Raw genomic sequence first — 13365 nt, 5'->3', positions numbered from 1 at the left:
CTCTCTCTATTCCTTTCTTTACCAAAGATGCATATTCTCCCTTGAAATGAAAAACATATATAGCAGAATATCTCTTTTAGGGGGCTTACTATGAAATTTATTACTTTTTTCGTGGGACTTATCGTTGTTTTCTTCCTTGCTTATATTGCTAGCAACAATAAGAAACATATTAAATTTAAACCAATTTTTATCATGCTTATTATACAATTAATTTTAACCTATTTATTATTAAATACAGAAATTGGTCTCATACTTATTACGGTAATTTCTAGCCTGTTTACGAGGCTACTTGAGTATGCTGCCAGTGGTATAAACTTTGTATTTGGCGGTCTTGCAAATAAAGGGGAAATGCCATTTTTCCTTAACGTATTATTACCGATTGTCTTTATCTCCGTCTTAATTGGTATATTACAACATTTCAAAATACTACCATTCTTTATTCGTTGGATTGGTTTCTTTCTTAGTAAAATAAACGGTCTTGGGAAATTAGAATCTTACAACGCCATCGCTTCCGCTATTGTCGGCCAATCAGAAGTTTTTATTACGGTTAAAAAACAATTAGCCCAAATTCCAAAACATCGACTATATACACTTTGCGCCTCTGCTATGTCAACAGTATCTATGTCCATTGTCGGTGCCTATATGACAATGATTGAACCAAAATATGTAGTAACCGCACTCGTTCTCAATTTATTTAGTGGTTTTATTATCGTACTCATTATTAACCCTTACGACGTTAACGATGATGAAGACATTTTGGTAATAAAAGGGGGAAAACAAAGTTTCTTTGAAATGCTTGGAGAATACATTCTTGATGGTTTTCGTGTAGCAATTGTCGTCGGTGCTATGCTCATTGGATTCGTCGCATTAATGAGTTGCATTAATGACCTATTCCTCATTATATTCGGCATTACTTTCCAACAATTAATAGGCTATGTATTCGCCCCTATTGCATTTCTTATCGGCGTACCAAGTTCTGAAATTGTCACAGCGGGTAGCATTATGGCAACAAAGCTTGTAACAAATGAATTTGTAGCAATGATGGATCTTAGTAAAATTTCCAGCACTCTCTCTATCCGTACAGTTGGTATTATTTCTGTCTTCCTCGTTTCTTTTGCCAACTTTTCTTCCATTGGAATTATTTCCGGTGCGGTAAAAGGGTTAAACGAAGAACAAGGAAATGTTGTTGCCCGCTTCGGCCTAAAATTACTATACGGCGCTACTCTTGTTAGTATTTTATCTGCGATTATTGTAAGTATTATGCTTTAATTAGGTAAAATTTTATCATTTTCTTATCCCTGTCTTTTGTATACAATAACGAATAGATGTCTTATAAATAATCAATACATCTATTTTTTATACATGTACAATACCTTTTATTTAGCGTAAAATATTTTTTATGTGTTTTAATACGCTTCTAAATGTATACACTTTGATTGTTTTAAAGGAGAAAAAATGATGAAATCCGACATTAACAACGAAACTCGAGCCAAAAAAGGACGCTCAAAGAAAAAGCGCCTACTTTGGTTCATTCTTATTCCCTTACTTATTGTAGCAATGGGAGCAGGAGGCTATTCCTTCCATATATACAGTAAAGCAAAATCCGTCTTAAGCAACGCTTATTCTGAACTCGGCCGAGGAGATAAATCCAGCAAACGTGAAAAAGCTGTTAAACCTATGACTGATAATATTTCTGTCCTGATCATGGGTGTTGATGAAAGTGATATCAGGGAAAAAGGTTACGGAAAAGCGACTCGTACAGATGCATTACTACTTGCAACAATTAATAAAAATGATAAATCTGTTAAACTAGTCAGCATTCCACGTGATTCACGCGTCTTCATTAAATCACGTGATAAATATGATAAAATTACACATGCACATGTATTTGGTGGTGTAGACAGCACAATTGATACAGTAGAAAAATTTTTAGATGTACCAGTTGATTACTATGTAAAATTTAATTTCAAATCCTTTATCAAGATTGTTGATTCTCTAGGTGGTATAACTGTCGACGTTCCAGTTGAGTTCACAGAACAAAATAGTAGCGACGAAGCAGATGCAATTCACCTAAAAAAAGGGCGTCAACATTTAAATGGAGAAGAAGCACTTGCACTAGCTAGAACGCGTCATATTGATAGTGATTATATGCGTGGTCAACGACAACAACTTGTTTTAGAGGCTATTGCTGAAAAAGCCCTATCTCTCAATTCCATTAATAAAATCGGAAGCCTATTAGATGCTGTCGATACAGACTTAAAAACAAATTTAACTTTTGATGATATGATGACTATTGCAAAAAATTCAATGGATTCAAATTTAAAAATGGATAAATTGCAAGTGGAAGGTACTGATAAATATATAGGTGGTATTTATTATTACGTTCCAAACGAAAAGAGTGTTAATGATATATCGACAACACTTCAAGAACATCTCGGTGTTACGAATAAAAATGAGCATAAAAAATTATAATAAAAAGGCTGCTAGATTTTTCTAAGCAGCCTTTTTATTATAATTTTCAACATATTTCTCATGCATATTGTGACAAAAAGAGACAATTATTACAGCAGTGTAACATTTTTTATGAAAACATTACACACGTAGTGAAAATAATAGTATACTAGGACGTACATAATGTTATTTTCATCATTTTTATACAAAAAATGTAATACATATATTTATAAAAATTTTTCTGGGGGGAAATAAATGAAGCTAAGCAAAATACTGATTGGTTCCGCTATTGCTGGTGGCATATTACTTTGTGTTGGCGGTATTGGTGGATATCAATATGTATCCAAATTAAATAATCAACTAAATACAACTGCACTACCAAACACTACATTTGAAGGTATTTCTCTTGATGGAAAAAATAAAGCAGATATTCAAGCCCTTGTTAATCAAAAGATGAATGAATTAAATCAAAAATCTCTTAACTACGTATTCCAAAATGATAAGCAAAATTACACGTGGAAAGATTTAGGAGTAGATTATAAAGAGAAGGATATTGTCGACAATATCTTTAAAGAACAAGAAGGGAACGTAATGAATCGTTACAACATGCGTAAGCAAGCTGAAAACGGTGAAGTAAAACGTGACTATAAATTAACACCACAATTAAATACAACAACTTATGAAACCTTTATAAAGGATAAATATAATGAAACATTAAAAAATCCTGTCAACGCCGAATTAAGTGTTGAAGGCTCTACAGTAAATATTAGCCAAAGTCAAAATGGAGAAAAAATTGATAAAGGAAAATTAACCGATTTAACAAGCGCAGCTATTACTTCTGGCGCACCCGATGTTGTATTACCAGTTACACTAATAAAACCTGAACGTTCTACAGAAGATATACAACAAATGGGGATTAAAGAAGTGATTGCTGAATATTCTACCCCAATGGCTGGCCGTAATGGAAATCAATCCTATAACGTAAATAAGTCAGCTAATACGTTAAGTGGAGTTATTGTAGCACCTGATGAAACGTTTAGTTTTAATGGCCGTGTTGGCGTAACTGATGCTGCACATGGTTATAAATCCGCAGCAGTATATTCACAAGGTAAAGTTATACAAAGTGCAGGCGGAGGCGTTTGCCAAGTAAGTAGTACTTTATACAGCGCAGCTTTAAGGGCAGATTTAGGAATTGTTTCTCGAAGCAATCATTCTATGCCCGTAAATTATTTACCACTTGGGCAGGATGCAGCAGTGGCAGATTATGGTCCGGATTTAAAATTTAAAAACAATACAGGTAAGCATATTTACATTCAAGCATTTTCAAATGGCGGTAGTATTACTACACGTATTTTCGGTACAAATACTGGTAAAAATGTTGAAGTTTCTTCTCAAGTAATTAGTAATACTGGTGATAAAATAACAGCGGTTACGTATAAAAAAGTAACACAAAACGGTGAAGTACTCTCAAATGGACAAATTTCAAAAAGCGTATATAAAAGTGCCCCAAAACAATGAGATAATATCAAACGGACAAATTTCAAAAAGCGTATACAAAAAGGCGTGATCTACTCACGCCTTTTTCTTTTGCAATAATAGTAAAAAAATTTCCAGATGATCTTTCGTTTCTTCTAAAGACCACACACGATTGCCTTGCTTCGCAGCTAATACGCACGCTTCTTCCCACGCGTTCTTTTTCTTCATATTTACTAATTCATCGCGTAATTTCAAAACAATCTCTTCGTCCTCTTGCTCTATAAACTCTTCCATTACGCTTACTATTTCATCCTCATGAATACTTAACGTACAGTACGATTTAAGAAAGTATTGTAATGTTGGATACATATATACTCCCCCCTTTATTTATCTGATGGATAAGAAGTAATAATCTTAAATCCTAGATTTCCTGATTTATCTCTCGCTAAAACAGTAACAGTCTTTACTAGTTTGTCTTTTACATTCATATTTTTCTTTATTACTGTTTTTCCAACTGGGAATGAATGAGTTGTATTCAATACAAGACGAGCCTCTTTAGAGTTTTTCAACCAATCCTGAATTTCTTTATCATGTTGTTTTAAACTATCTTTCACAGCCTTTGTCGCTGTTTCCTTATCATAGTATGTACTTGCCGCTGAAACTTTATCTGTCTTCAAACGATTCTTCAAATCCTCTTCTGATTTGCCTACATGCCTTTCAATCGTATGACCATTTTTAGGTGGCCCTTCCATTTCATCTAAAATATTATCACTAATTTTTTCTACTGATGTAGAATGATCCTCTTTTGGTTTTTCTGTTTTTTGTTCTTTTCCTGCACATCCACTTAAAATCAGCATTAGTGCCAATAAACTACTCAAGAAAAGACTACTTAATCGTTTCATCGTATCACCTCTTCCATGATTATTATCGTAACTCCACTAAAAGTCAATTTCACAAAGAAAAAATGTATACAGTTTTAAAATCCTCATTCATTTTGCTATATTTTCCACCCCCCTTTCATCAAATCACTGTTTTTCGCCCTTTTTAAAATATCCCCCCATGTTTTTATAATTATTTCCCTGATGAAAACACCAATCAAAACACTCCATAAACCCTTTAAATACAGGATTTATGGAGTGTTTTTTAAACAAACTAAATATACCCCTACTTTCATATACCCAATACCTATATAAGGTATAAAAATCCCTTTCTATCAACTGTTTTCTACATTATGTAAATTTGCACTTGCCTATACAATGTAAATATGGTGTAATGCAAAAAAAGATAAAGGATTTTAAAGAATGGCTGAAACAATTCAAAACTTCTTAACAGACTATTATTCAATCGCAATTCCACTTAGTATCTTAATCAACATCATCATCAGTCTTTTAGGTTTTATCCCTAGTATTTTTTTGACCGTCATTAATATACAGCTCTTCGGTGTAACAAATGGCACAATCATTTCGATCGCAGGTGAGGCATTAGGGGCTATTATCTCGTTTTATATTTATCGTATAGGCCTTCAAAAGTTCACTCACGATAAAGTAAATACGTATCCAAAGGTAGAACGCCTTCTTTACGTAGAAGGCAGAGAGGCATTTCTACTCGTCCTATCTTTTCGTTTTATTCCTTTCATTCCGTCCAGTATCGTTACTTTATTTGCAGCTCTAGGCAAAATGTCATTACTCTCTTTCAGTATTGCCAGCACAATAGGGAAAATACCGGCTTTATTGATTGAAGTATATTCTGCATATCATGTCATTAACGGAACAAATGAAGCGAAATGGATTATTACAATCGCAGGTTGTGTTGGATTATTTTATTTGTGGAAAAAATGGAAAAAAAATAAAGAAGGAGCATAGGCTCCTTCTTTATTTTTGAGGTATTTTATTAATAACTATCCCTTAAAGCCTTAGTTTACACCAACAGCACTAAATGATTGCTTAACTGCTGCTACTTCTGCAGAGCTAGCACCATATAAATCAGCTGCAGCTTGTACTGCACCAGCACGTGCTTGACTAAATGTAGTAGATTGCGTGAAATACTGTGTATTTGCACGGTAGTAAATCGCACCTAATTTATCTTTACCGATACCAGTTACAGTTACACCAGAATGCGTACCACCATTTGCTAATAAATAAGCTTGTTTGTTAATAATACCACTGTTTGTATGAACGCCACCGTTATCACTTGAACCAGTGTAACGCTTAGAATAATGGTCTGGGTCACCATATTTCGCTGGATCACTCATAGAACGAAGTGCATCTCCCGCCTGACCAGGTGTATAAATATCTTCACCAATCTCCCAATCTGGGTTACGGTTATCATAGAATTCTACTAAAGTACCAAAAATATCAGAAATTGCTTCATTTAACGCTCCTGATTCATTTTGATAAATTAAATCCGAGCTATTTTCCGTAACAGCATGTGTTAATTCATGGCCAATTACATCAATGCCACCAGATAATGAAGTGAATGTTACACCATCACCATCTCCGTATACCATTTGTGAGCCGTTCCAGAATGCATTATTATACTTACTTCCGTAATGAACTGTTGATTTTAATGGTGCTCCTGCATCATTAATAGAGTTTCTGTTAAATGTAGCTTTATAGTAATCATATGTTTTACCTGCATAGTAATGAGCATCTACTGCCGCTGCATCATACGCTGCATTGAAAACATTATCTGCATCTGCCCATAATGTTCCTGGTAATGTTGAGCGGTTTTTCGCATCATATGTGAAAATTGTTGCTCCGCGCGTATTATCTTGTAAATAGTAAGATGATCCAGATAACGTTGTATTAAGCGATTTCGTATCTCCTAATACACCTTTACCAGTTCCCACTTTATTCGTTCCTGTTACAGGCTTTACAACCGCTTTCGCTTCCTGTTTAGGAGCATCTTGCTTAACTGGTGACTTATCATCATTCGTTACATGATCAAGTTTATTATATTTATTTAACACTTTACCGCTTTCCGCTTCAATGAAATAGTAATAGTTTCCTGGATTGGGCTCTAAGAAGTTTAAATTCACAACGTATGCATATGTCGTTTCTTCACCATTTTGATATACATATAAATCCGCTTTTGGATCCACTTCGTATTTAGGTGTTACTCCTAAATCTTGTTGCGCAATTTCAATTGCTTTTGCGCCTTCAATCTTATTTTTGTTTTTTAACTTTTCCTTCTTGTCTAAATCAGGCGCAACTGTTCCAGACAATACTTTTAAAGAACCATCTTTACTTACGTGAGCTACTTGAGTAGACCCCCATACAGGTACTCCCTCGTAAACTTGTTGCATACGTACTACTGTTGAATCAGTTACAGCATCTTTTTTCACTTGTTTCACTTTGAAAGAATCTTGCGCACTCTTTTCCCCTAGCTTATAATCACCTTTTGCTGCGTTTAAGTAATCAAACACCACAGATTCCGCTTTCTTACCAGTCGCTCCAGTTAGATCACCAGAAATAAACTCAGGTGACTGTACCGTCTCATTGTACTTCTTAGTAGAGAGTACATTTTTAGAATCCGCAAATGCAGAGCCTGTCCCTCCGAACGTAGTAACTGCCATTCCTGTCGCTAACACTAACGCTAAACTCTTTCTTTTCATATAACCTTCCCCCTAATAAAAAATTTTTGAAAAGAGTAGTTTCATATTAGCATTATGTTTTCACTATTAATATACTAAAAATTCAATTAATTTCTTTCTCAAGTGTTGTAGAATTTTGAGGAACAAATATTGAAAAAAACCCTTTCCGTTGGGAAAGGGTTTTTTTTATAAATTAATTTGTTCAACTGTTTTAGCTTCTTGCCCTAGAGTATCCGGCTTCCAAGCATACTGAATATCCAATACTACAGCTGCAATTGCCATAACCACAAATGTTCCTGCAATTAACTTTTTCATACTATCCCTCCTCTTTACTCTTCTAATAAAGTAATCGCTAATTTATAATAGCGATTACTTTCTTTAAAATCTGAGCATTCTTCTAAGTATTCAGCTAGTTCTAAGTATACTTTCTTTAAATCTTTTATATTTTCCTCTGTTTTAAAGAAAGGAACTACTTCTGTTTCTAGAAATTTTTTATAGAGGTCTCTTTCTTCAAAATATTTATATCTTAAATTTAACAATAAATATAACATCCCTTTGTATCTATCATCTTTCCTTGCAGCAAGGATACCTTTTTCAATCCATTCAGCCGCTTCCTCAAGTTCTCCTAATTGAATACACTGTAATGAGAGCTCATACATGGCATCAATATAATTCATATCCTCTTCTTTTTTATACTTTAAGCATTCTATATAATACTCTTTCGCCTTGGCATAATTTTTTTGTCGGTAGTATAGATAACCAATATTATTTAAAGCAATAGAAAGAATATTATCTTTATCAGCAAAAGAAGTTGCTTCTCTTATGATATGATTATAGATTTCCATAGCTTCATTATATTGTTTTTTTCTAGTATAACTAAACGCAATTAAAAACTTACAATTAATTATATTTCTAAATTTATATTCACTTTTAAAACCTTCTAATGCCACATTAGCAAAATATAATGTCATATGGTCTATTTCCATCTGACTATATGTCAATGCCAAATTATAATATATTCCTGTTTCATAATATCCTAACTCTTTCGCCATCGATTCCGTCTTTAACAGATATTCTAATGCTTGCGTATATTTGTACTGCACAGAATATAATAATGCCTTATTATACGTATATAACATCTTCTGAAAAGGCGAGTATTTCTTATACACTTTCTTCAATCCGTCCAATTCTTCTTCAACAGCAGGGAGATCCCGCTTCATCATTAAATAACGTGTATACAGCAGTTTATAATAATTTATAATTTCAAAATCCAACACATGCTTCATTTCACCTTGCAACTCTTCGTATATGCGCTCTACTTGTTGCTTGTCCAAATGAACTAATGCATTCAACCACTCGTCCAACTTCACTTTCACATCTTCTTCTACATCTCTCAAATCCGTCACAGCAATTTCTAGTCTTGTGCAGAGCAATTGTAGAATTTCTTCTGATGCTTCAATCTTTCCATTTTCGATCTTACTTAAGTATGAGACAGAACAAATGCCCTGACATAATTCTTCTTGTGTCATTTTTTGCTGTAGCCGTTTATAAAAAACTTGCTTGCCTATTTTTTCTAATGTTTGTTGCATTGTCCTCCTCCATTCTCATTACCCCACTACTCTAATAATACATAAAATCTAGAGAAATATAAATTGATAAATGTAAATTTTCTAAAAAATATGCATTATTTCATTTTTTTCTCTCTTGACTTCAATCCCCTATTACTTCTTTGCTACGAAAGGGGAAAAATTGGTATACTATAATCAAATTACGGAGGTGTTTTCGCAATGAATCATTATAAAGACGATAGTTACGCCTTACATACAGATTTATATCAAATCAACATGGCTTATACATATTGGAAAGATGGTATTCATACTCGCCGTTCTGTTTTTGATCTATACTTTCGAAAGCTTCCATTCGAAAACGGCTATGCTGTTTTTGCTGGTCTTGAAAAAATTGTAGAGTACATAGAAAATTTCAGCTTTACCGAAAGTGACATCGCTTATTTAGCAGAGCTGCAATTTGAAGAAGACTTCCTTCATTATTTACAAAACATGAAATTTACTGGCACGATTCGTAGTATGCAAGAAGGCGAAGTTGTTTTTAATAACGAACCATTATTACGTGTTGATGCACCGCTTGGCGAGGCACAAATAATTGAAACCGCCCTCTTAAATATTGTAAATTACCAAACATTAATTGCTACAAAAGCTGCACGTATGAAGCATGCTGCAAATAATGATGAGCTTTTAGAGTTCGGTACAAGACGAGCTCATGAGTTTGATGCTGCCCTTTGGGGAACACGAGCTGCCTTTATTGGTGGTTTTTCATCTACAAGTAACGTTCGCGCAGGGAAACGATTTGGCATCCCTGTAGCTGGCACACATGCCCATTCTTTCGTTCAAGCATATCGCGATGAATATGTTGCATTTAAAAAATATGCTGAAACACATAAAAAATGTGTATTTCTTGTCGATACATACGACACATTAAAATCTGGTGTTCCAAATGCGATTCGTGTTGCAAAAGAGTTCGGGGATCGTATCGATTTTTATGGCATTCGCCTTGATAGTGGTGATATGGCATATTTATCAAAGGAGGCCAGAAAACAACTTGATGCAGCTGGATTTACAAACACAAAAATTATCGCTTCTAGCGATTTAGATGAATATACGATTATGCACTTGAAATCTCAAGGGGCAAAAATTGATGTATGGGGTGTTGGTACAAAGCTGATTACATCCTTTGAGCAGCCAGCATTAGGGGCTGTTTATAAACTAGTCGCTATTGAAGATACTGACGGAAAATTAAATGATACGATTAAGATTTCATCTAATCCTGAAAAAATTACAACCCCAGGACTTAAACGAGTTTATCGTATTATTAACCGTGTTAACGATCATGCAGAGGGCGATTATATTGCTTTAGAGTCAGAAGAACCCGGAAAAGAAGAGCGTTTAAAAATGTTTCATCCAGTTCATACATATATAAGTAAATTCGTAACAAGCTTTGAAGCACGCGAACTACATCAAGATATTTTCATTAACGGTAAAAGAGCGTATGAATTACCTAATATATTAGATATTCAAAAGTATAATGAACGCAGCCTCTCACTATTTTGGGAAGAGTATATGCGAACTTTAAACCCAGAAGAGTACCCTGTCGATTTAAGCCAAGAATGTTGGGATCATAAAATGAATTATATTCAAACTGTTCGAGAACAGGTTGAAAAAAACATACAAAAATAAAGTGAAGTTTTAATCAGTGGGGTTTTGTCCCTCCCCCACTTCTCCATTTTTCAATACTATATGGATATTTGTAAAAAATATATTAAAATAATAGGAAGAATATTATATTTTTTGTAAATTTATATATTAAATTATTTAAAAACAAAATAATATTTGATATTATTTTCTTGAGTCAATTTCAACAAAATAACCAATAAAAAAGAGGACGCAATTGCGTCCTCTTTTTTATAAATCTTTTACTCGTAGTACACGCATTGCATTTAATACTGCAAGTAACGTCACACCAACATCTGAGAAGACTGCTTCCCACATTGTTGCAATACCAAAGGCGCCGAGTAATAACACTAACCCTTTTACCCCTAATGCAAATATAATATTTTGCCATACGATGCTACGTGTACGTTTTGCAATTTTTACTGCTGTCACAATTTTTGAAGGCTCATCAGTCATAATAACGATGTCAGCAGCTTCAATTGCTGCATCTGACCCTAAGCCGCCCATCGCAATACCAACGTCTGCCCTTGCTAGTACTGGCGTATCATTAATACCATCACCGACGAATGCAATCTTTTCTTTACCGCGTTTTGCTGCATCAATTTTTTCGATTTCTTCTACTTTTTGGTGTGGTAATAATTCGGCATGAACTTCATCTAAACCTAATTCTTTACCAACAGCTTCCCCGACTGATTTTGCATCACCAGTTAACATGACTGTCTTCTTAATACCTAGTTCTTTTAACTTTTGAATTGCTTGTTTTGAATCCTCTTTTACCTCATCAGAGATAACAATATACCCTGCATATTTACCATCTACAGCAACATGAACTAGTGTACCTACTGTATTCGGTTGCTTAAATTTAATGTTTTCTTTGCTCATTAATTTAGCATTACCTGCGAAAATTTCTTTTCCTTGTACTTTTACAACCGTACCATGACCAGAAATTTCACTATAGTCTTCAATAGCATTTTCATCGATTGATTTTCCATATGCATTTCGAATAGATTGTGCAATCGGATGATTTGAATATACTTCTGCAAATGCTGCATATTCTAATAGCTCTTCAGCTGTGATACCTTCACTAGGCTCCATCTTCGTAACTTTAAAGACACCTTTTGTTAATGTTCCTGTTTTATCAAAAACGATATATTTCACATCATTCAATGCTTCTAAATAGTTACTTCCTTTTACTAAAATACCACTTTTAGATGCCCCACCAATACCGCCAAAGAATCCAAGAGGAATCGATACAACGAGCGCACATGGACAAGAGATTACTAAGAACACTAAAGCTCTATAAATCCAATCGGAGAATGTAGCACCCTCTAAAATAAGTGGTGGAATAAATGCCATTATTGCTGCTGTTATAACTACAACAGGAGTATAATAACGTGCAAACTTTGTAATAAAGTTTTCTGTTGGCGCTTTTTTGCTACTTGCATTTTGTACTAAGTCTAAAATTTTCGATACAGTGGATTCACCAAACTCTTTTGTAACTTCGACAATTAATACACCATTTTGGTTTACAAAACCACTTAATACGTCATTACCAACTTCTACTTCCCTCGGTACAGACTCACCTGTTAACGCTGAAGTATCCATCATTGATGTTCCCTCAACTACTTTCCCGTCTAACGGTACTTTTTCACCTGGTTTTACGATAATATACTCACCAATTTGCACATCTTCTGGTGATACTTGTTTCGTTTCGTTTCCAACTTTCACATTCGCATAGTCAGGACGAATATCCATTAATGACGTAATTGATTTTCGAGAACGATTTACTGCAATACTTTGGAACAGTTCCCCTACTTGGTAAAATAGCATAACTGCTACCGCTTCTGGATATTGTTGAATCGCGAAAGCTCCTAAAGTTGCAATTGCCATTAAAAAGTTTTCATCGAACACTTGGCCGCGAGTTATGTTTCTTACCGCTCTCCAAACGATATCTCCACCTATTAATAAATAAGCAAGGACGAATAATGGAATTGTTATCATTTGCGGTAATCCGGCTAACGCAGCAATTCCTGTCAAAATTCCACCGACTACTAATCGTCCTATCATCTTTTTCACATTTCCATCACCATGATCATGGTCGTGTCCTTTTTCCTCTTCACGAACAACTTTTACATCAGGCTCTAACTTTTGAACAACATTTTTTATATTTTGTACAGTCGATTCAAGTTCTCGTTTATTTGCAACTTCTACTCGTAATTTCTTTGATACGAAATCAACAGTCGCTTCTGAAATTGTTGGCATTTCCTTTACCTTATTTTCAATCTTCATTGCACAATTTGCACAGTCTAAGCCTTCTAATACAAATACTTCTTTTACTGATTTTGTTTTTTGCTCTTCTTGCACTTTAATATGTGGCTCTAATTTTGTAACAAGTTGCTTCGCTTCCGTAACAACTTGATTTTCTTTATTTTGCGGTGTTTCTAAAAGCATCGTTTTTGTTGCAAAGTTTACGGAACAAGATGTTACCCCTTCTATATTCCCAACACCTTTTTCAATTTTCATTGCACAATTTGCACAATCTAAACCTTCTAGCATAAGTTTCTTTTTCACTAATGCTTCTGCCATCGTTCTCCCTCCTCG

General features: G+C 34.4%; 11 protein-coding genes. 5 read left to right on the top strand and 6 right to left on the bottom strand.

Features of this window, described 5'->3' with window-relative positions:
* Positions 1-90: 90 nt before the first annotated feature.
* The 3 genes from LCF45_RS03080 (at position 91) to LCF45_RS03070 (ending at position 3969) form a co-directional block, all read left to right on the top strand.
* Entirely contained in the window at positions 91-1269 is a 1179-nt protein-coding gene (locus LCF45_RS03080; protein WP_002091009.1) for a NupC/NupG family nucleoside CNT transporter, read from the top strand.
* A gap of 186 nt (positions 1270-1455) precedes the next feature.
* The gene (locus tag LCF45_RS03075; RefSeq protein WP_002029713.1) at positions 1456-2472 is read left to right on the top strand and encodes an LCP family glycopolymer transferase; all 1017 of its coding nucleotides are present in this window, start codon (positions 1456-1458) and stop codon (positions 2470-2472) included.
* A 234-nt stretch (positions 2473-2706) separates the two neighbouring features.
* Positions 2707-3969: a VanW family protein gene (locus LCF45_RS03070; RefSeq protein ID WP_002125159.1), complete on the top strand. Its 1263-nt coding sequence runs from the start codon at positions 2707-2709 to the stop codon at positions 3967-3969.
* 54 nt (positions 3970-4023) lie between these two features.
* Here LCF45_RS03070 and LCF45_RS03065 read toward each other — a convergent pair whose 3' ends face one another.
* Together LCF45_RS03065 and LCF45_RS03060 are read right to left on the bottom strand one after the other, a co-directional pair.
* On the bottom strand, positions 4024-4296 hold the full coding sequence (locus tag LCF45_RS03065) for a hypothetical protein (protein WP_002091014.1): 273 nt from the start codon (positions 4294-4296) through the stop codon (positions 4024-4026).
* A 14-nt stretch (positions 4297-4310) separates the two neighbouring features.
* Positions 4311-4829 (bottom strand): RNase A-like domain-containing lipoprotein, encoded by a 519-nt coding sequence (locus LCF45_RS03060; protein WP_002125157.1) that lies wholly within the window; start codon positions 4827-4829, stop codon positions 4311-4313.
* Positions 4830-5228: 399 nt separating this feature from the next.
* On the opposite strand from LCF45_RS03060, the gene LCF45_RS03055 reads away from it, so the two are divergent.
* Positions 5229-5789 (top strand): TVP38/TMEM64 family protein, encoded by a 561-nt coding sequence (locus LCF45_RS03055; protein ID WP_002169182.1) that lies wholly within the window; start codon positions 5229-5231, stop codon positions 5787-5789.
* A gap of 50 nt (positions 5790-5839) precedes the next feature.
* Here LCF45_RS03055 and LCF45_RS03050 read toward each other — a convergent pair whose 3' ends face one another.
* The 3 genes from LCF45_RS03050 to LCF45_RS03040 form a co-directional block, all read right to left on the bottom strand.
* Positions 5840-7540 carry a M4 family metallopeptidase gene (locus tag LCF45_RS03050; RefSeq protein ID WP_002186923.1) on the bottom strand — a complete coding sequence of 567 codons (1701 nt, stop codon included), beginning with the start codon at positions 7538-7540 and terminating at the stop codon, positions 5840-5842.
* Positions 7541-7705: 165 nt separating this feature from the next.
* Positions 7706-7834: an NprX family peptide pheromone gene (locus LCF45_RS03045; RefSeq protein WP_000733136.1), complete on the bottom strand. Its 129-nt coding sequence runs from the start codon at positions 7832-7834 to the stop codon at positions 7706-7708.
* A gap of 14 nt (positions 7835-7848) precedes the next feature.
* Positions 7849-9108 carry a tetratricopeptide repeat protein gene (locus LCF45_RS03040; RefSeq protein ID WP_002010467.1) on the bottom strand — a complete coding sequence of 420 codons (1260 nt, stop codon included), beginning with the start codon at positions 9106-9108 and terminating at the stop codon, positions 7849-7851.
* A 198-nt stretch (positions 9109-9306) separates the two neighbouring features.
* Here LCF45_RS03040 and LCF45_RS03035 point away from each other — a divergent pair, with 198 nt between their 5' ends.
* Positions 9307-10770 (top strand): nicotinate phosphoribosyltransferase, encoded by a 1464-nt coding sequence (locus LCF45_RS03035; RefSeq protein WP_002169184.1) that lies wholly within the window; start codon positions 9307-9309, stop codon positions 10768-10770.
* 225 nt (positions 10771-10995) lie between these two features.
* Here LCF45_RS03035 and LCF45_RS03030 read toward each other — a convergent pair whose 3' ends face one another.
* Positions 10996-13350: a heavy metal translocating P-type ATPase gene (locus tag LCF45_RS03030; protein WP_078213711.1), complete on the bottom strand. Its 2355-nt coding sequence runs from the start codon at positions 13348-13350 to the stop codon at positions 10996-10998.
* Positions 13351-13365 lie beyond the last annotated feature (15 nt).

It is taken from the genome of Bacillus sp. 41-22 (assembly GCF_025809295.1).
Taxonomy (GTDB): domain Bacteria; phylum Bacillota; class Bacilli; order Bacillales; family Bacillaceae_G; genus Bacillus_A; species Bacillus_A mycoides.
The sequence above is the reverse complement of the archived record's forward strand: the minus strand, read 5'-3'. Positions and strand labels throughout refer to the sequence as shown.

What these genes read in the sequence shown, in the direction of transcription:
- LCF45_RS03030 (WP_078213711.1), bottom strand. Translation starts at nt 13,350, where the DNA reads ATGGCAGAAGCATTAGTGAAAAAGAAACTTATGCTAGAAGGTTTAGAT.
- LCF45_RS03075 (WP_002029713.1), top strand. Translation starts at nt 1,456, where the DNA reads ATGATGAAATCCGACATTAACAACGAAACTCGAGCCAAAAAAGGACGC.
- LCF45_RS03065 (WP_002091014.1), bottom strand. Translation starts at nt 4,296, where the DNA reads ATGTATCCAACATTACAATACTTTCTTAAATCGTACTGTACGTTAAGT.
- LCF45_RS03045 (WP_000733136.1), bottom strand. Translation starts at nt 7,834, where the DNA reads ATGAAAAAGTTAATTGCAGGAACATTTGTGGTTATGGCAATTGCAGCT.
- LCF45_RS03040 (WP_002010467.1), bottom strand. Translation starts at nt 9,108, where the DNA reads ATGCAACAAACATTAGAAAAAATAGGCAAGCAAGTTTTTTATAAACGG.
- LCF45_RS03070 (WP_002125159.1), top strand. Translation starts at nt 2,707, where the DNA reads ATGAAGCTAAGCAAAATACTGATTGGTTCCGCTATTGCTGGTGGCATA.
- LCF45_RS03035 (WP_002169184.1), top strand. Translation starts at nt 9,307, where the DNA reads ATGAATCATTATAAAGACGATAGTTACGCCTTACATACAGATTTATAT.
- LCF45_RS03050 (WP_002186923.1), bottom strand. Translation starts at nt 7,540, where the DNA reads ATGAAAAGAAAGAGTTTAGCGTTAGTGTTAGCGACAGGAATGGCAGTT.
- LCF45_RS03060 (WP_002125157.1), bottom strand. Translation starts at nt 4,829, where the DNA reads ATGAAACGATTAAGTAGTCTTTTCTTGAGTAGTTTATTGGCACTAATG.
- LCF45_RS03080 (WP_002091009.1), top strand. Translation starts at nt 91, where the DNA reads ATGAAATTTATTACTTTTTTCGTGGGACTTATCGTTGTTTTCTTCCTT.
- LCF45_RS03055 (WP_002169182.1), top strand. Translation starts at nt 5,229, where the DNA reads ATGGCTGAAACAATTCAAAACTTCTTAACAGACTATTATTCAATCGCA.